The 19,919-nt window shown below is 29.1% G+C and carries 19 protein-coding genes and 1 rRNA gene; 8 read left to right on the top strand and 12 right to left on the bottom strand.

Annotated elements, in window-relative coordinates:
• Positions 1-76 precede the first annotated feature (76 nt).
• From EJJ37_RS08325 to rpmH, 12 genes are all read right to left on the bottom strand, one after another.
• Positions 77-580 carry a DUF4446 family protein gene (locus tag EJJ37_RS08325; protein ID WP_133015140.1) on the bottom strand — a complete coding sequence of 168 codons (504 nt, stop codon included), beginning with the start codon at positions 578-580 and terminating at the stop codon, positions 77-79.
• A gap of 38 nt (positions 581-618) precedes the next feature.
• On the bottom strand, positions 619-1,503 hold the full coding sequence (locus EJJ37_RS08320) for a ParB/RepB/Spo0J family partition protein (protein WP_133015139.1): 885 nt from the start codon (positions 1,501-1,503) through the stop codon (positions 619-621).
• A 13-nt stretch (positions 1,504-1,516) separates the two neighbouring features.
• A complete protein-coding gene (locus EJJ37_RS08315; protein WP_133015138.1) occupies positions 1,517-2,278 on the bottom strand; it encodes a ParA family protein in 762 nt (253 codons plus the stop codon).
• A 153-nt stretch (positions 2,279-2,431) separates the two neighbouring features.
• Positions 2,432-3,202: a nucleoid occlusion protein gene (noc, locus tag EJJ37_RS08310; RefSeq protein ID WP_133015137.1), complete on the bottom strand. Its 771-nt coding sequence runs from the start codon at positions 3,200-3,202 to the stop codon at positions 2,432-2,434.
• Between the two features lie 185 nt (positions 3,203-3,387).
• On the bottom strand, positions 3,388-4,107 hold the full coding sequence (gene rsmG / locus EJJ37_RS08305; RefSeq protein ID WP_133015136.1) for a 16S rRNA (guanine(527)-N(7))-methyltransferase RsmG: 720 nt from the start codon (positions 4,105-4,107) through the stop codon (positions 3,388-3,390).
• A 2-nt stretch (positions 4,108-4,109) separates the two neighbouring features.
• A complete protein-coding gene (gene mnmG, locus EJJ37_RS08300; RefSeq protein WP_133015135.1) occupies positions 4,110-5,999 on the bottom strand; it encodes a tRNA uridine-5-carboxymethylaminomethyl(34) synthesis enzyme MnmG in 1,890 nt (629 codons plus the stop codon).
• Between the two features lie 9 nt (positions 6,000-6,008).
• Entirely contained in the window at positions 6,009-7,388 is a 1,380-nt protein-coding gene (gene mnmE / locus EJJ37_RS08295) for a tRNA uridine-5-carboxymethylaminomethyl(34) synthesis GTPase MnmE (RefSeq protein ID WP_133015134.1), read from the bottom strand.
• A 219-nt stretch (positions 7,389-7,607) separates the two neighbouring features.
• Positions 7,608-8,231, bottom strand: coding sequence for an RNA-binding cell elongation regulator Jag/EloR (gene jag / locus EJJ37_RS08290; RefSeq protein ID WP_133015133.1), 624 nt, complete (start codon positions 8,229-8,231; stop codon positions 7,608-7,610).
• Positions 8,232-8,261: 30 nt separating this feature from the next.
• Complete coding sequence (gene yidC, locus EJJ37_RS08285) at positions 8,262-9,029, bottom strand: membrane protein insertase YidC (RefSeq protein ID WP_133015132.1); 768 nt, start codon at positions 9,027-9,029, stop codon at positions 8,262-8,264.
• Between the two features lie 12 nt (positions 9,030-9,041).
• Complete coding sequence (gene yidD, locus EJJ37_RS08280) at positions 9,042-9,254, bottom strand: membrane protein insertion efficiency factor YidD (protein ID WP_133015131.1); 213 nt, start codon at positions 9,252-9,254, stop codon at positions 9,042-9,044.
• On the bottom strand, positions 9,251-9,604 hold the full coding sequence (gene rnpA, locus EJJ37_RS08275; protein WP_133015130.1) for a ribonuclease P protein component: 354 nt from the start codon (positions 9,602-9,604) through the stop codon (positions 9,251-9,253). Before rnpA ends, yidD begins: the two co-directional genes overlap by 4 nt.
• Before the next feature lie 64 nt (positions 9,605-9,668).
• A complete protein-coding gene (gene rpmH / locus EJJ37_RS08270; protein ID WP_032116814.1) occupies positions 9,669-9,803 on the bottom strand; it encodes a 50S ribosomal protein L34 in 135 nt (44 codons plus the stop codon).
• Positions 9,804-10,326: 523 nt separating this feature from the next.
• Here rpmH and dnaA point away from each other — a divergent pair.
• The 8 genes from dnaA to EJJ37_RS08230 form a co-directional block, all read left to right on the top strand.
• Positions 10,327-11,685 (top strand): chromosomal replication initiator protein DnaA, encoded by a 1,359-nt coding sequence (dnaA, locus tag EJJ37_RS08265; protein WP_133015129.1) that lies wholly within the window; start codon positions 10,327-10,329, stop codon positions 11,683-11,685.
• Positions 11,686-11,956: 271 nt separating this feature from the next.
• Positions 11,957-13,057 (top strand): DNA polymerase III subunit beta, encoded by a 1,101-nt coding sequence (dnaN, locus tag EJJ37_RS08260; RefSeq protein ID WP_133015128.1) that lies wholly within the window; start codon positions 11,957-11,959, stop codon positions 13,055-13,057.
• Between the two features lie 45 nt (positions 13,058-13,102).
• On the top strand, positions 13,103-13,309 hold the full coding sequence (locus EJJ37_RS08255; protein ID WP_133015127.1) for an RNA-binding S4 domain-containing protein: 207 nt from the start codon (positions 13,103-13,105) through the stop codon (positions 13,307-13,309).
• 67 nt (positions 13,310-13,376) lie between these two features.
• Complete coding sequence (recF, locus tag EJJ37_RS08250) at positions 13,377-14,462, top strand: DNA replication/repair protein RecF (protein ID WP_133015126.1); 1,086 nt, start codon at positions 13,377-13,379, stop codon at positions 14,460-14,462.
• Positions 14,463-14,475: 13 nt separating this feature from the next.
• Positions 14,476-14,736, top strand: coding sequence for an extracellular matrix regulator RemB (gene remB, locus EJJ37_RS08245; RefSeq protein WP_133015125.1), 261 nt, complete (start codon positions 14,476-14,478; stop codon positions 14,734-14,736).
• Between the two features lie 52 nt (positions 14,737-14,788).
• Entirely contained in the window at positions 14,789-16,705 is a 1,917-nt protein-coding gene (gene gyrB / locus EJJ37_RS08240; protein WP_193553917.1) for a DNA topoisomerase (ATP-hydrolyzing) subunit B, read from the top strand.
• Positions 16,706-16,739: 34 nt separating this feature from the next.
• Entirely contained in the window at positions 16,740-19,286 is a 2,547-nt protein-coding gene (gene gyrA, locus EJJ37_RS08235; protein WP_133015124.1) for a DNA gyrase subunit A, read from the top strand.
• Between the two features lie 537 nt (positions 19,287-19,823).
• A 16S ribosomal RNA gene (locus EJJ37_RS08230) occupies positions 19,824-19,919 on the top strand; the annotation flags it as partial.

Raw genomic sequence — 19,919 nt, 5'->3', positions numbered from 1 at the left:
TGTTTCTATTTAATTTTTGTTAATCATAATCTACAATAAAAAATGCGGTTATTTAAATAACCGCATTTTTTATTATTTAATTTTTACTATTAATAGCTTCATTTAAAACATGTAACTCTTCCTCAGATAAGTCATATCTTGATATTCCTTTATCTATTGGTTTAGCATATGTAGTGCTATCATGTCTAGAATATATTCCAGTTATAATAACACCATCGTTATATGAATCTAATATTGCAATTGAAAAACTTAGATCACTACCCACATCTTCAAAAGCCTTATATCTCATTATAGCAACTTTATTAACACAACCTTTTAATTCCTGTGAAATATTTTTACATTCATCAATTGCTTCTTGAGATTTATTTAATGCTTTCTCAATATTATCTAAATTATCATTAAGCATTTGCTCTAAATTCTTATTATTAACACCTCGCATCATCTTTCTATATTTTTTCTCTAATTTTTTTACAGATGCTAATAATACCATTGTAATTATAAATAGTAATATTGTTATTATTGCTAATCCTATTATTATGAAGATTGAATATTCATTAATTATATTTATTATGCTGTCCATTTCTGTTACTTCCCTTCAAATGTTTCACGTGAAACACTTTATAAATTAATTATTTCTAATATTCTTTGTAAATCCTCTTCAGAGTAGTATTCAATCTCTATTTTACCCTTATTATTTTTATTTGTTATGTTTACCTTAGTTCCAAAATAATTTTCTAACTTATAAGTTACATCCTTATAATATGGATTTTCATTTGCCGGCTTTGATTTAGCTCTTGTAGGACTAGTCTTTAACTTTCTTATTAAAAGTTCTAGTTCTCTTACTGATAATTTATCATCAATAACATTCTGTGCTAATTCACACTGAACCTTACTATCAGTTATTCCTAATAAAGCTCTACCATGCCCTTCTGAAATTACACCTTCAATAATGTACTGTTGAACATCTTCACTAAGATTTAATAATCTTAAAGTATTAGTTATTGTAACACGTGATTTTCCTATTCTTTTACTTAGTTCTTCTTGTGTTAAATTAAAATCGTTTATTAATCTTTTATATGCTAATGCTTCTTCAATAGAATTTAAATCTTCTCTTTGAATATTTTCAATTAATGATATTTCTAAAATTTGTTTTTCAGTTAAATTCATTACTATGGCAGGTACCTCTTTAAGGCCGATAGATTTAGCTGCTCTCCATCTTCTTTCTCCTGCTACAATAATATACTCATCATCAACTTTTTTTAATACTAATGGCTGTATTATTCCATTACTTTTAATTGATTCTGCTAACTCTAATATTTTTTCATCATCAAAAGATTTTCTTGGTTGATCCTCATTACTCTTAATTAAATTAATATCTATTAATATAGAAACATTTTCTTTAATATCACTAGTTTTTTCTACCTTAGTATCTAATGTACTTAAAATAGTATCTTCTGGTATAAGAGCATTTAGACCTTTACCTAAGCCAAATTTTTTACTCATATCTTTACCTCTCCTACTGCTTACTTAAAAATTCTTTTGCAAAACGCTTATAAGCATCTGCACCCTTACACTTTTCATCATAAAGCATAATTGGCAATCCAAAGCTTGGTGCTTCTGCTAATCTTATATTTCTAGCAATAGTTGTTTTATATACTTTATCATTAAAGAATTTTTTTGCTTCTTCATATACTTCATTACTTAAATTAGTTCTATAGTCATACATGGTCATAAGTACACCTTCTATATCTAATGACTTATTTAAAGATTTTTTTACTAATTGTACTGTATTAATTAATTGGCCTACACCTTCTAATGCATAAAATTCACATTGTATAGGTATTAACACAGAATCAACTGCTGTTAAAGCATTAATTGTTAAAACCCCTAATGAAGGTGGACAATCTATAAATATAAAATCATATTGATCTTGTATAGATGTAATTTCTCTTAAAAGTATAGTTTCTCTATCTTTTACACCAATTATTTCAACTTCTGCACCTGCTAATTCCATAGTTGATGGTGCTATGTATAAATTAGTAATTAATTCACTTTTTATAATAACATCCTTTAATGGTACATTTGCTGTAAGTACATCATACATAGAATACTCTAAATTTCTTTTATCTATTCCAAATCCACTTGTTGTATTTCCCTGTGGATCAATGTCGATTGTCAATACTTTATAACCTTCCATTGCCAAATAAGCACATAAGTTAATATTAGTAGTAGTTTTTCCTACTCCACCTTTTTGATTAAAAATACATATCTTTTTCATATAAAGCCCTATTTTAGGACTTCACCCCCTTCCCATATTTATATTATATATATTTTTCTATAATAATTAAAGGTAGCCATACTAAATTTAAAGTAAATTTTGTATAAATGTTTCACGTGAAACATAAAAAAAACACTCAAAAGAGTGCTTTTTTTATTTATTTTTAGGGATAGAAACTGTTATTTCAATACATTCTTCTTTATCTTGAAGTTTGTATTCTGCCGGAATATTAAATTTACTTAATACTTGCTTTATAGTATTAACATATAACTTTCCAGGTAAAACACCTTTTCCTTTTCTTTTCTTCATTTGTTCCCCAGCCAGCTTTAATAGTTCAGTATTAATTAACTCTTCTGTCTTTTTAACATTTAAAGAGTTAGCTATTACTTTTTTTACAACCTTTAATTGTAGCTGCTCATTTGGTAAACTTAATAATGCCCTTGCATGTCTTTCTGTCAGATTATTTTCAAGACATAGTCTTCTTACCTTTTCACTTAATTTAAGTAGTCTCAATTTATTAGCTATGGTCGATTGTTTTTTACCCATTCTTTTAGCTAATTCTTCTTGAGTAAAATTATGATCATTAATTAAGTTGTAATATGCCTCAGCTTCCTCCATAAAGTTTAAATCTTCTCGTTGTAAATTTTCTAATAATGCAATTTCTGCTGATTGAGTGTCCGTAATTTCAATTATATTGCACGGAACAACTTCAAGCTCTGCCATTCTAGCTGCTCTCCATCTTCTTTCTCCAGCAACTAATTCAAATTTATCTCCCATTTTTCTTACAGTAATAGGTTGAATTATACCATGTTCTTTTATTGATTGGCTTAATTCCTCTAATGCTTCTTCATTAAAAAACTTTCTTGGCTGATATGCATTAGGAAAAATACTATCAACCCTTACGTTCATTATTTCTTTATTCATACTGTACGACCATCCCTCATAATTTGTTAATCAACAAGTAATTCCACATTTTAACAACAATATTTCTACATTTATTTATATATATATATTATTTAAAAGTAATTTATATTTAATGCTATATTATTAATCTATTTATTGTAAATTCATATTATTTCCATTAAAATAATTTTATCCTTTATCTACTACTATTGTAAAGGCTTTTTATTAACTGTTCCTGCTTTTCTTGGATAAGTTTTTGGACAATTTTTTACTTTCTTTACCTCTACTATATTGTGTTTTAAATCAGTTTCTTCAATAGATATTTCTATTATTCCCTGTAATTCTCCACCCAATATTTTTATGGCATTACTTCCATTTTCAAGTTCTTCATCAATAGCAGGTCCTTTTAATGCTACAAAATAACCATCTTTTTTTACATATGGCATACAAAATTCAGATAGAACTGCCATATTAGCTACAGCTCTTGATGTTGCAACATCAAATTTTTCTCTTAACTCTGGCTTTCTAGCTCCATCTTCTGCTCTAGAGTGAATTGTTTTTACATTTTTTAATCCTAGTTCCCTAACTACAAGATTTAAAAAATTAATTCTTTTATTTAAAGAATCTAAAAGAGTTACTTCTACATTTGGATTCATAATTGCAATTGGAAGTCCTGGAAAACCAGCACCAGTTCCAACATCTATTATAGTTTTAGCATTCTTTATTGGCTCTGACTTAAAAGCTTTAATACAATCTATAAAATGCTTTTTGATAACATCCTCATCTTCTGTTATGGCTGTTAAATTTATTTTTTCATTCCATTCTTGAAGAAGCCTCATATATTTAATAAATTGCTCATATTGAACTTCTGTAAATTCTAGTCCAGCATCATTTGAGGCTGTTTTCATTAATTCAAAAAACTTCATCTTTAGTCCTCCTGCTTATTTTTCTTATATTGATGTTCTAAATATATTAATAAAACTGATATATCAGCTGGAGATACTCCAGATATTCTTGATGCCTGACCTATACTTACTGGTCTTATTGCACTTAATTTTTGAATTGCTTCTACTCTTAAGCCTTTTACATCATTATAATCTATATTTTCAGGCAATAATTTTTTCTCAAACTTTTTAAACTGATTAACTTGATCTAGCTGACTAGCTATATATCCTTCATATTTAGCTATAATATTAACTTGTTCACCAATATCATCTGTATACTCTGGTCTTTCTGGATCTAATGGTGCTAACATAAAATAATCTAATTCTGGTCGTTTAATTAATTCATACATACTTATTGGTTTCTTTAGTTCTGTAGAATTAAGTGATACTAAGAATTCATTATTTTCTCTCTTATTAGTTATTTGTAAATTCTTTAGTCTTTCAACTTCATTTTCTATATTAGATTTTCTATTTAAGAATCTATTATATCTTTCATCGCTTACTAGACCAACTTTTCTTCCTATTTCAGTTAACCTAAAGTCAGCATTATCTTGTCTTAATAATAATCTATATTCCGCTCTAGATGTCATCATTCTATAAGGCTCATTAGTACCCTTAGTTACTAAATCATCAATTAAAACACCAGCATATCCATCAGAACGTGTTAATATCATTGGTTCTTCACCTTTAATTTTTAATGCGGCATTTATACCTGCAACAATACCCTGTGCAGCAGCTTCTTCATATCCTGAACTACCATTTAGCTGACCTGCTCCATATAAACCTTCTATTGTCTTAAATTCTAAAGTTGGTTTCAATTGAGTTGGATCTATTGAATCATATTCTATAGCATAGGCAGTTCTTAATAATTCTACATTTTCTAATCCCTCTAATGTTCTATACATCTTTACTTGAACATCTTCTGGTAATGATGATGACATTCCTCCAACATACATTTCTAATGTATCTTCACCTTCTGGTTCTATAAATATTTGATGTCTATTTTTATCTGGGAATTTCATTACTTTATCTTCTATAGATGGACAGTATCTTGGTCCAATCCCTTCAATACTCCCATTATACATAGGAGATCTATCTATATTTTCCTTTATAATATTGTGTGTTTCTTCATTAGTATAAGTTAACCAACAAGAAACTTGTTCTCTATCTATATTGTCATGCATAAATGAAAATGGAACTATCTTTTTATCTCCAGGTTGTTCAATCATCTTTGAAAAATCTACAGACCTTCTGTTAATTCTTGCCGGAGTTCCAGTCTTAAATCTTCTCATTTCTATTCCAAGATTCATTAAGTGTTGTGTTAGCTCATTAGCTGCTGCTAATCCATTTGGACCACTATTATAAGTTACATCTCCAATTATTATTCTTGCTCTTAAATATGTACCTGTTGTCAAAACTATAGCTTTACATTTAAAGAAAGCTCCATTCTTAGTTAATACTCCAACAACTTTTCCATCTTCAACTTCAACATCAACAACTTCTAATTGTCTAACTTCTAAATTTTCTTGATTTTCTAGAACACTTTTCATTCTATTTTGATATTTTTTTCTATCAGCTTGTGCTCTTAAAGAATGTACTGCTGGCCCTTTAGATGTATTTAACATTCTTGATTGAATAAATGTATGGTCAATATTTATCCCCATTTCTCCACCTAATGCATCAACTTCTCTTACTAAGTGACCTTTTGCTGTACCTCCTATATTAGGATTACAAGGCATTAAACCAATTGCATCAAGATTTAATGTACATACTAATGTCTTTAATCCCATTCTAGCTGAAGCAAGCCCTGCTTCACATCCAGCATGACCTGCACCAACTACAATTACGTCATATTCTCCTGCATTATATCTCATTTTCTACTCCTACTTTCCTACACAGAAATCTCCAAATATTTTATTTACTAAATCCTCTTCTAATTCATCTCCTGTAATTTCATTTAAGGCTCTTAAAGATGAGGTTACAAAAATAGATATTAAATCTAAGTATTCATTCATTCTTACTCTATTTAATGCATTTTCTGCATTCTCTAATGCTCTAAACAATGCTTGCTTATGTCTTGAATTAGATATTATTAGACTTTCTGTATCAATTTTTCCACTAAAGAATAACTCTTTTATTGTTTCTTTTAAATCACCTAATCCAAGTTCTTCTTTAGCTGACACTTTAATTATATTTTCAAAACTATTTATCATATTTTCATCAATTTTAGACTCTAAATCTATTTTGTTTAATATAACAATACATTTTTTATCACCAACTGACTCTATAATCTCTCTATCTTCATCATCTAACTCTCTTGATGAGTCAAGAACTAATAAAACTAAATCAGCTTCTTGAATTTTTTCTCTAGATCTTTCTACTCCAATTCTTTCAACAACATCCTCAGTTTCTCTAATACCTGCTGTATCAATTATTTTAACTGGAATACCATCTAAGTTTATGTACTCTTCAATTATATCTCTTGTAGTTCCTGCAATATCAGTTACTATTGCTCTCTTTTCTCTTAACAAAGCATTTAATAAAGATGATTTTCCTACATTTGGTTTTCCAACTATAGCAAGACTTAAACCTTCCCTAATAAGTTTTCCTTCATCAGCATTTTTTAAGAGAACTTTCATTTCACTTATAGCCTTTTCTAAACTTTCTCCAACTTTTAAAGGAATACTTGGGTCTACTTCTTCATCATCTTCTGTAAAATCTACAGCAAATTCTACTAGTGCTAATACATTTAACATATATTCTCTTAATCTATTAATTTCTCTAGATAAATATCCTGTACTTTGCATTAAGGCAGATTTCATTGCTAAATCTGTTTTAGCTGTTATTATATCCATAACGGCTTCAGCTTGTGATAAATCTATTCTACCATTTAAAAATGCTCTTTTAGTAAATTCTCCTGGTTCTGCAAGTCTAGCACCAGCTTTAATTGCTGCTTCTAACACCTTATTCGTAGATACTACACCACCATGACAGTTTATTTCTATAGTATCTTCTGCTGTGAAACTTCTTGGTCCTTTCATAAAACTAATTATTACTTCATCAATTAATTCATCAGTTTCTATATCATATATATGACCATATTTCATTGTATAAGGTTTCATATTTTTTATATCATCGTTACTCTTAGGTCTAAATATTTTTGATGCTATATCTAACGCTTTATCTCCAGATATTCTTATAATTGCGATACCGCCTTCGCCTAAAGCTGTAGCTATCGCACATATTGTATCAAATTCTTTCATTTTATCCTCCAGTTTTAGTGACAAGTGGATAAATTTCTACATTAAAAGTTGTCACTATTATTAATCCTTTTACTAATAAGTATATTTGAATTCTATCCTTATTTTCTTTTTTTAATTATTATGCCCTATTTTCGCTATTATTCATTTTACAAAACAATTTTATATAAGTCAAAATTCTAAAAAAATAATAAGAGAAAGCCTAATTTAGGCTTTCTCTTATTATTTTTTTAAACTTATAATTATTCTTCTAAAAGGCTCTTCACCTTCACTATATGTGTTAATATCAGTATATTCTTGTAGTGCTGAATGAATAATTCTTCTTTCATAAGGATTCATAGGTTCTAACTTATATGGTCTTCCAGATTTTTTAACTTTATAAGCAGTCTTTTGAGCCACTCTTATTAAAGTTTCCTCTCTTTTATGCCTATAGTTTTCTGCATCTAAAACCACTCTCTTATATGGGTTTTCATGATTCTTATTAACTACTAATGAAACTAAGTATTGAAGTGAATCTAAAGTCTCACCTCTATAACCTATTACTAATCCCATCTTAGGACCTTTCAAATTAATCTTAATAATATCATTTTCCTCTTTGATATCGATGTCTGCATTTATATCCATAGAATTTAAAACACTAACCAAGAATGTTTTTGCATCATCCAAAGAGTCTGGTTTTGCAGTAACCTTAACTTTAGCAGGCTTTGCACCAATTAAGTTAAATAATCCTTTACTACCCTCATCAATTACTTCAACATCAACCTTATCTTTTGTTAATTTTAACTCATCTAACGCATGTTTTAAAGCTTCTTCAACTGTTTTACCAGTCATTTCAATTGTTTTCATACCCTATTCACCACCTAGAAAATATGATAATTATCTCTTTTTAGTTTTTGGTGTAGACTTTTTAGCTTTTTGAATTTTAGCTTGTGCTGCTTTTTCTTCTTCAATTTTTTTCTTTTTCATCGCTGGTAGATAATTTAAGAAATATGTTTGTATTAATTGAATTATTCCACCAGTTATCCAATAAATTATTAATATTGGTTGGAATTGAAGTGACATAAATCCCATCATCCCTGACATAACTATGTTCATAGTACTCATATTCATTCCGCCTTCTTGTTGAGGCATTGATTTGCTCAATAATAATGATGGTATATAAGTGCTTAATGCAGCTAATATTGCTAATATAATTGAAACAAAGCCAATTCCACTTGGAGGAGCAAAAATATCTGGAATAAATAAGAATGATGTATCAGCTCCTGGCGTAGCTGTTATATTTCTAAACACTCCATATAAAGCAAATAATATTGGTAAAGGTAATAATGCTGGTAAACATCCACCAAACATACTAACATTATTTTCTTTCATTAATTTAGAAGTTTCTAATTGTAATTTTTGTGGATCATTTGCATACTTTGCTTGAAGTTTTTTCATCTCTGGTTGAATTTCTTGCATTTTTGCATTTGATTTTGTTGATTTAATATTAAGAGGTAATATTAATAATCTAATTATCGCTGTAAATAATATGATTGCTAATACATACGAAACCCCTTCTGCGTGTTTTGGTACCCCTAATGCTATAATTAAATTATGTAAAGCCTCGAACATCTTCGTCATTACATTTACTATCGCATTCCACATTCTATAGCCTCCTTATTTTACCGGATCATATCCCCCGTTTTTGTTAAAAGGATTACACCTCAAAATCCTTTTTATAGATAAAAATCCTCCCTTTAAAGCACCATACTTAGTAATGGCTTCAACTGCATACTGAGAACATGTAGGTACAAATATACATCTTCTTGGACGCATAGGAGAATAATATTTTTGATATAACTTTATAATTGTTAAAAGCAATTTTTTCATTGCAAATATATTCCTGCCTTTTTAAATAAGTTTATCATAGCAGCTTCTACATCGCTATATTTTTTTTCATTTATAGCGCTTCTGGCTACAAAAACAAAATCATATCCTGATTTAATATCTTTCATATTTAATCTATAGCTTTCATATATAAGTCTTTTACTTCTACTTCTAACTACGCTATTTCCAACTTTCTTACTTACTGAAATACCTACCTTATTATATGGTAGATTTTCATCATTTATATTTTTCTTATTATTGAAAACATATAAAACCAATAATTTATTAGCATAAGACTTTCCTCTTCTGTAGACAAGTCTGAATTCCGTATTTTTTCTTAATTTATATATCATAAGTTTTAATAAATTCTCCTTAAAATTCCTGCACTTGCAGAAAAAAGGCCACAAAGTGCGGCCCTTATGCTGTTAATTTTTTTCTACCTTTTTGTCTTCTTCTCTTAAGAACAGTTCTTCCTGAAGCAGTGCTCATTCTTTTTCTGAAACCATGTTCTTTTTTTCTTTGTCTCTTTTTTGGTTGGTATGTCATGAACATTCGAAATACACCCCCTTTGAGTGATTTATTTTATAGTAAAAACTATACTTCTCAATTTAAAGTTACTTTATTATTATATATATTTACCTTTTTACTGTCAATATGAATTAAATTCCGCAAAACTGTTGATAAAGTTATTCACAGTTTAAAATTTGTGGATAACTTATTGATAACTTATATTGATTTATGATATTATTAAGTATAAGTGTGAATAAATATGTGAATAACTTAACTTATCCACAATTGTGGATTAATCTGTGTATAACTTGTTCGATTTTTCTTAATAATTATTTAGTTTTTTACATATTATTGTCAGAAATAGGGCGTTTATTAGCTGTTTATAATATTTATGTTTATAATATTTAAAACTGTGGATAACTATATTATGATTATATTATCTACATAAAATGTTAATATGTTATTAATTTTTTCAACTTTGTCAACATAATCATTTTTCTGTTAATAATTCTGTTGATATCTTGTTTATAATTTTTTAAAATTTCTTTTTTTGGAGGATACTTAAATGGAGACTGAGCTTAAAGAATTATGGGAAAAAACCCTGAATATAATAAAAGGCGAGTTAACTGAGGTTAGTTTTAACACTTGGATTAAAAGCTGCGAGCCACTATGCATATCAGCCAACACAATAAAAATCAGTGTCCCTAATTCCTTCACTCAAGATATATTAGAAAAAAGATATAAGGATTTAGTTATAAATTCAATAGAAGCCGCTTGCTCTAAAACGTATAATTTAGAGTTTTTAATTGCTTCTGAAATACAAGAGGCTGAAGAAAAAGAAAAAAAAGAAAAGGAAAATACTAAGGATAATATAGCTGTTACAGTTAATGATGAAATGTCTAGTACATTAAATCCTAAGTATACTTTTGATTCTTTTGTAATAGGTAATAGTAATAGATTTGCCCATGCTGCATCTCTTGCTGTTGCTGAATCTCCAGCTAAAGCTTATAATCCTCTTTTTATCTATGGAGGCGTAGGATTAGGTAAAACACACTTAATGCATGCTATTGGACATTATATACTTCAAAACAATCCAAATGCTAAAGTTGTGTATGTTTCATCAGAAAAATTCACAAACGAATTAATAAATGCTATTAAAGATGATAAAAATGAAGAGTTCAGAACTAAATATAGAAGCGTAGATATTCTATTAATAGATGATATTCAATTCATTGCAGGAAAAGAACGAACTCAAGAAGAATTCTTCCATACTTTTAATACTCTACATGACGCCAACAAACAAATAATTCTATCATCAGATAGACCACCTAAAGAAATTCCAACTTTAGAAGATAGATTACGTTCAAGATTTGAATGGGGGCTTATTGCTGATATTCAGGCTCCTGATTTTGAAACAAGAATGGCTATTTTAAAGAAAAAGGCAGATGTAGAAAATCTAAATGTACCTAATGAGGTAATGGTTTATATAGCAACAAAAATCAAGTCTAATATTAGAGAGCTTGAAGGAGCATTAATCAGAATAGTTGCTTATTCATCATTAACAAATAGAGAAATAACTGTAGATTTAGCTACAGAAGCTTTAAAAGACATAATTTCAAATAAACAAAATAAAAGCATCACTATTGATCTAATTCAAGACGTAGTCGCTGCTTATTTTAATTTAAGAGTTGAAGACCTAAAATCACAGAGAAGAACTAGAAATGTAGCATATCCAAGACAGATAGCTATGTATTTAAGCAGAAAGCTTACAGACATGTCACTACCTAAAATTGGTGAGGAATTTGGCGGACGTGATCATACAACTGTTATACATGCTTATGAAAAAATATCAGAAACTCTAAATAATGACGAAAGCTTAGAACATACGATAAACGATATAACAAAAAAGCTAACACAAAAATAATCAACAACTGTACATAATAACTAGTGAATACTTTGTGGATAAGTCATTTTTTAGTCTTTCAGTGTGGATACTGTGGATAAGACTATCAATTTATTACCGACTTATCCACAGTATTTTTTACATGCATTTTGTTGAAATATAAGGGCTGGCGGTACTTATCCACAAATCCACAGCCCTTACTACTACTATTATTATATTTATTTATTATATTTATCTTATTATATTGCATAGTTCAATGTTGATAACTGTGTATAACTTAGGAGGTAAAATTATGAACATAATATGCTCAAAACAAAAATTACAAGAGGGTATTTCTATAGTAACTAAAGCAATTACAGGAAAAACAACAATGCCTGTATTAGAAGGTATATATATCGAAGCTAATAAAGAAGGTTTAACTCTTATTGGTTCAGATATGGATGTAAGTATAGAAACAAAAGTTGAAGCTGATGTTATTAAAGAAGGTAGTATTGTTATTGATTCAAAGATTTTTTCTGAAATCATAAGAAAACTACCAAATTCAGATGTAAAAATAGAAATAGCTGAAAATGATTTAATACAAATTACATGTGAAAAATCAGTGTTTAATTTAGTTTTCATGAATCCTAGTGATTATCCTGCATTACCAAGTATAAATGAGGATCTTAGTGTTGAAGTTCCTCAAAACTTATTAAAGAATATGATAAAAGGTACATCATTTGCTATAGCTCAAGATGAGGCTAGACCAATATTACAAGGTATACTTTTTGAAGTAAAAAATAAAGAATTAAATTTAGTTGCATTAGATGGGTATAGATTGGCCGTTAGAAGTGAATTATTAGATGTAGATGATAACATTGAAGTTGTTATTCCTGGAAAAACTTTAAATGAAGTTTCAAAAATATTAGAAGATAATACTGATATCGTAAAAATCACATTCACAAATAATCATATTTTATTTAATGTTAATAATACAAATATTATTTCAAGATTATTAGATGGTAAGTTTGTTAATTATGTTTCTCTTTTACCACAAGAATATAAATTATTAGTCAATGTTAAAAAGCAAGATCTTCAACAAGGAATTGAAAGAGCATCATTAATGGCTAAGGATGGAAATAGTAATTTAATAAGATTAGATGTTCAAGAAGATACTTTAGTTATAACTTCTAATTCTCAATTGGGAAAAGTTAGAGAGGAAGTTAATATAAATCTGCAAGGTGATGGAGTTCAAATTGCATTTAATTCAAGATACTTACTAGATGTTCTTAAGAATATGGAAGAAGAAGATGTAGTTGTAGAGATGACATCAAGTGTTAGTCCATGTGTAATAAAAGGAAAAAATAGTAATAGTGCTAAATACCTAGTTTTACCTGTTAGACTAGTTAGATAGGAGGAAACTTGTATAAAATTTGAATAAATATACAAGAGAAGTGTTATGAATGAAATACAAATAAGTACAGAATTTATAAAATTAGATTCATTTTTAAAATTTTCCGGAGTAGCTTCACTAGGATCAGAAGCTAAAATGTATATTTTAGATGAACTTGTAAAAGTTAATGGTGAAATTTGTATACAAAGAGGGAAAAAATTATATAAAGGTGACATAGTTGAATTTAATGGGGAAAGTTACAAAGTAGTTTAAATAACTAATTTTTTCCAGAATACTTATCCTTATTAAATTTAATATGTTATAATTAAAGGTGTTTAAGATGTTTATTAAAAGATTGCAAATGCTGAATTATAGAAATTATAATGTATTGGATATAAGTTTAGGTCCACATGTTAATGTTTTTATGGGTGATAATGCCCAAGGAAAAACTAATATATTAGAGGGCATATACTATTGTGCTTTTGCAAGATCTCATAGAACGTCAAAAGATAGAGAGCTTATCAATTGGAACTCTAATAATGCATTATTAAGTATTACAGTTGGTAGAGAGAGATTAGACAAGAGAATAGATATAAGCATTCTTAAGGACGGAAAAAAAGCAATACAAGTAAATAAGATTAAAATAAAAAAGATAGGGGAACTATTTGGAAATTTTAATGTTGTAATGTTTTCTCCGGAAGATTTAAAAATAATTAAGGATTCTCCCGGTGTAAGAAGAAAATTTATTGATATGGAATTATGCCAATTAAATCCTAAATACTATTATAATCTTGTTCAGTATAATAAAGTTTTGAATGAAAGAAATAGTATATTAAGAAATAGAAATATAAATAAAGATATTTTAGATGTTTATGATATGCAATTGGTGGAATTTGGATATAATATAATAATAGATAGATTAGAATATATTCAAAAGTTAAATAAATATTCTGCTAAAATTCATTCTGATATAACTTCTGGTAAAGAAAAAATTGAATTTAAATATATTAGTACTATTAAAGATTTAGAGAACATAAAAGAAAATTTCTATTCGCTTTTAGAAAAAAATAGAAGCAGGGATTGTGAAAGAGGAATTACATCTATAGGTCCCCATAGAGATGATTTTACTGTTTTAATAAATGATATTGATACTAAAAGTTATGGTTCTCAAGGACAGCAAAGAACTGCAGTTTTAACTATTAAATTTTCATCATTGAAAATAATAAAAGAACTTACAGGGGAACATCCAGTATTACTTTTGGATGATGTATTATCAGAATTAGATTTTAGTAGAAAAAGATATATTTTAAGCACAATTGGAGATATACAAACCATTATTACATGTACTGGAATAGAAGATTTGTATGAATATTTAGATGATAAATCTAAAGTTTTTAAAGTTAAGGATGGAGAAATCCTAAACTAAGGGAGGAGATCTTATGTTTTTACATTTAGGAGAAAACGTAGTGGTACCAATAAAGGATGTAATTGGTATTTTTGATTTACAGACATCAATGTATAGTTCAGATACAATATCATTTTTAAGAATGGCTGAAGAAGACGGATTTGTTGAAAAAATTTCAAAGGAAAGTCCTAAATCATTTGTTATAGCAGAAGTTAATAAAATGAGTAAGGTGTATTTATCACCTATTTCATCATCTACTTTAACTAAGAGAACAAATATTGATTATAATCCTTAAGTCCAATATTTAGCCTTCAGAGTTAAGAAAACAAAAATATAAGGAGGAGTTTATGTTGGAAGAGAATAAGCAAAGTTATGATGAAAGTCAGATTCAGGTTTTAGAAGGTTTAGAAGCAGTTAGAAAAAGACCTGGAATGTACATAGGGAGCACGAGCTCTAGAGGACTTCATCATTTAGTATATGAAATAGTAGATAATAGTATTGATGAAGCTTTAGCTGGATTTTGTAAAAACATAGAAGTTACAATAAATGAGGATAATTCAATTACTGTAATCGACGATGGTAGAGGTATGCCAGTTGGTATACATCCGAAAATGGGAAAGGCAACAGTAGAAGTAATAATGACTGTATTACATGCTGGTGGTAAATTTGGAGGCGGAGGATACAAGGTATCTGGTGGTCTTCATGGAGTTGGGGCATCAGTTGTTAATGCATTATCTGAGTATTGTGAGGTTACAGTAAAGAGAGAAGGCTTTATATGGCAACAAAAATACTCAAGAGGAAATGTATTATGTGATTTAACTAAAATTGGTGAATCAGATGAGCATGGAACTAAAGTATTATTTAAACCAGATCATGAAATATTCGAAGATACTGTATTCGACTTTGAAGTATTATCAAGTAGATTAAGAGAATTAGCATTCCTTAATAAGGGGATAGCTATAACTTTAATAGATAAGAGAGAAGATGAAGAAAGAGTTGAAAGATACCATTATGAAGGTGGTATAAAGGAATTCGTTTCTTACTTAAACAGAAATAAAGAAGTATTACATGAATCACCTATTTATGTTGAAGGTGAAAAAGATGGAATAATAGCTGAAATTGCACTTCAATACAATGATGGATATAATGAAAATTTATATTCATTTGCAAATAATATAGACACAATTGAGGGGGGAACTCACTTAGCAGGATTTAAGAGTGCTTTAACTAGAGCAATAAATGATTATGCTAAGAGATTTGGTCATATAAAAGATAATGACAAGAACCTTTCAGGTGATGATGCTAGAGAAGGACTTACAGCTGTTGTATCAGTTAAGATTTCTGAGCCACAGTTTGAGGGGCAAACAAAAACTAAGCTTGGAAATTCAGAAGTAAGAGGAGTTGTAGATTCAATAGTGGCTGAAGGAGTAAGTATTTTCTTAGAAGAAAATCCTGCAGTTGGTAAGATTATAATAGATAAAGCATTAATGGCTGCTAGAGCTAGAGATGCTGCTAGAAAAGCAAGAGAACTTACTAGAAAATCAGTTCTTGAAAGATCTACTCTTCCAGGAAAATTAGCAGATTGTTCATCTAAGGATCCAGCAGAATGTGAAATCTATATAGTCGAAGGGGATTCAGCGGGTGGATCAGCAAAGCAAGGAAGAAATAGAAAATTCCAAGCTATATTACCTTTAAGAGGTAAGATTCTTAACGTTGAAAAGCAAAGATTAGATAGAATACTTAACTCAGACACAATAAGATCAATGATTACTGCCTTTGGTGCAGGAATTGGAAAAGATTTCGATGAAGAAAAATTAAGATATAATAGAATAATAATTATGACCGATGCCGATGTTGATGGAGCACACATAAGAACGCTATTATTAACATTCTTCTATAGATATATGAGACCATTAATAGATGGAGGACACGTATATATAGCTCAACCACCACTATATAAAGTTAGTAAAGGTAAGAGAGAAGAGTATGCATATACAGATGAAGAGCTAGATAAAATCTTAGAAGAGTTTGGTGGAAAGGATAGTTCAATAAATATTCAAAGATACAAAGGTCTTGGAGAAATGAATGCAAATCAATTATGGGATACAACTATGGATCCAGAACACAGAATTCTTTTAAAGGCAACGGTAGAAGATGCTATTGCAGCAGATGAAATATTCACTATATTAATGGGTGATAAGGTTGAACCAAGAAGAGAATTTATTCAAAAGAATGCTAAGAAAGTAAGCAATTTAGATATATAGTACTAAAGTATTTAGTATTAGTTGAGGTGAGTACATGAACTTAAATGAAGGAAAATTTATACATGTAGATATAAATAAAGAAATGAAAAAGTGCTACATCGATTATGCCATGAGCGTAATCGTTGGGCGTGCTCTTCCTGATGTAAGAGATGGTCTTAAACCAGTTCATAGAAGAATTCTTTATGCAATGCAAGAGTTAGGTCTAGAGCCAAACAAGGGATACAGAAAATGTGCAAGAATAGTTGGAGAAGTTTTAGGTAAGTACCATCCACATGGTGATTCATCAGTTTATGATGCATTAGTAAGAATGGCACAAGATTTCTCCATGAGATATATGCTTGTAGATGGTCATGGTAACTTTGGGTCTGTAGATGGTGATAGTGCAGCGGCAATGAGATATACAGAAGCAAAGATGAATAAAATTGCAGTAGAAATGCTTAGAGATATAAATAAGAATACTGTAGATTTTATGCCGAACTTTGATGGCGAAGAACAAGAGCCGGTTGTATTACCTTCAAGATACCCAAATCTTTTAGTTAATGGATCATCAGGTATAGCAGTTGGTATGGCTACTAACATACCTCCTCACAATTTAGGAGAAGTTATAGATGGAACTATAATGTTAATAGATAACCCAGAAGCTACTGGATTAGAACTTATGACATGTATTAAGGGGCCAGATTTCCCAACTGGTGGAATTATAATGGGTAAATCAGGGATAAGAGCTGCTTATGAAACAGGAAAAGGTAAAGTTGTAGTAAGATCTAAAACTGAAATAGAAGAGGAAAATGGAAGACATAGAATAGTAGTTACAGAAATTCCATACCAAGTAAATAAAGCTAAGCTTATTGAAAGTATTGCAGATTTAGTGAAAGATAAAAAGATTGTTGGAATATCAGATTTAAGAGATGAATCAGATAGAGAAGGTATGAGAATAGTAATAGAATTAAAGAAGGATGCGAATCCTAATGTTGTATTAAATCTATTATTCAAACATACAAAGATGCAAGATACTTTTGGTATTATAATGCTAGCTTTAGTTAACAATGAACCACAAGTTTTAAATCTAAAACAAATATTATCTAACTATATTAACTTCCAAAAAGAAGTTGTTACTAGAAGAACAATATTTGAACTTGAAAAGGCACAAGCTAGAGCTCATATTCTTGAAGGGTTAAGAATAGCTTTAGATAATATTGATGAAGTAATTAGCATCATTAGAGGATCAAAAACTAGTGAAATAGCTAAAAATACTTTAAGTGAAAGATTTGGATTATCAGAAAAGCAAGCAGTTGCTATTCTAGAAATGAGATTAAGAAGATTAACAGGCTTAGAAAGAGATAAGATTGAAGAAGAATATGCAGAGTTAATGAAACTTATTGATTATTTAAATTCAATTCTTGCAAGTGAAGAATTGTTATTAGGTGTAATTAAAGAAGAATTACTTGAAATAAAAGCTAGATATAACGATGAAAGAAGAACTCAAATAGAGAAAGTTGTAAATGATATTGATATTGAAGACTTAATTCAAGAAGAAGAAACAGTTATAACTTTAACTCATACAGGGTATGTCAAGAGAATATCAGCTGACACATATTCTGCTCAAAGAAGAGGGGGAAGAGGAATACAAGCAATGTCTACGAAAGAAGATGATTTCGTTGAACACGTGCTAGTAACTTCAACTCATTCAGATGTATTATTCTTTACTAATAGAGGTAGAGTATATAAAAAGAGAGCATATGAAATACCTGAAGCAGGAAGAACAGCTAAGGGTACGAATATAATAAATCTTATTCAAATAGAACAAGATGAAAGAATAGAAACTGTATTAACTGTTAGGGATAATATTGTAGATGGATACTTGTTCATGGCAACTAAACAAGGTTTAGTTAAGAAAACTCCGTTATCAGAATTTAAGAACTTAAGAAAGAGTGGACTTATTGCTATTAACTTAAGAGAAGGAGATGAACTTCTTAAAGTTAAGGTAACAAGAGGAGATGCTGATATAATAATAGTTTCTCAAGATGGTAATGCAATTAAGTTCAATGAACAAGATGTAAGACCTATGGGAAGAGCTGCATCAGGAGTTAAGTCTATGAATTTAAGAGATGAAGATGTAGCTGTTTGTATGGATATAGCTTCAGATAATGAAGATTTATTAGTTATAAGTGAAAATGGATTTGGTAAGAGAACACCATTAACTGAATATAAGAGACAAAATAGAGGTGGAGTAGGTCTTATTACTTACAAGATAAGTGAAAAGACTGGTAAAGTTGTAGGAGCAACTGTTTGTAGTCCAGAAGATGAATTAATGTTGATAAATAGTAGTGGTATAGCTATAAGAATAAATGTTTCTGATATTTCAGTAACTAGTAGATCTGCAATGGGAGTTACATTAATGAGAACTTCAGAAGAGGAAAAAGTAGTAGCTATTGCTAAAATAACTGGTACTGGCGATAATGATAATGAGGAACAATTAACATTAGAAGCTTGTGCAGATAATGAAAGTGATGTAGATGATAAAGATACTAGTTTAGATAGATTAGTTGAAGAAGCACAAAAAGAAGATTCTGAAGAGTAATATAGGCACTATTATTTAAAATAGTTATATTATGTGGCAAGTTATGAATACTATTAACAGTATTTAATAATTTGCCACTTTTTATATTAAAATTAGAGTGAAAATATTATTTAAGGGGTAATACAGCAATACTCTTATCCTAGTGTATCAATAGTAGAAAAATAAAGAAAAAAGGAGAAAAATGCATATATAATTAAAATAAATTAATATAAATATAAAATAAATTGAAAATAAATAATAGCTACATGATAAGATAAAACACGTCGCTGATGACTGACAGAAAAACAACATAAAAAAGTTGACATGTTAGAAAGTAAGTGATAAGATAAATTACGTTGCTTGAGCAAAACGTCAAAAAAACTTTTAAAAAAAGTTGTTGACAGTAGCAAAGAGTGATGATAAGATAAAGAAGTCGCTTTGGTGCGACAGAGTAAATGGTCTTTGAAAATTGAACAGAATATAGTTAAAGTAAACCAGCAATTCTTTTGAGAGTCTTAAAATAAAGACTCAAAGTAATTTGAGCAAATGATTAAACTTTTTAGTGAGAGTTTGATCCTGGCTCAGGACGAACGCTGGCGGCGTGCCTAACACATGCAAGTCGAGCGAGTGGAGTTCTTCGGAACAAAGCTAGCG

Source organism: Clostridium cuniculi (genome assembly GCF_004353185.1).
Lineage (GTDB): Bacteria > Bacillota > Clostridia > Clostridiales > Clostridiaceae > Clostridium > Clostridium cuniculi.
Note: the sequence above shows the minus strand (reverse complement) of the source record. Positions and strands in the feature narration are given on the sequence as shown.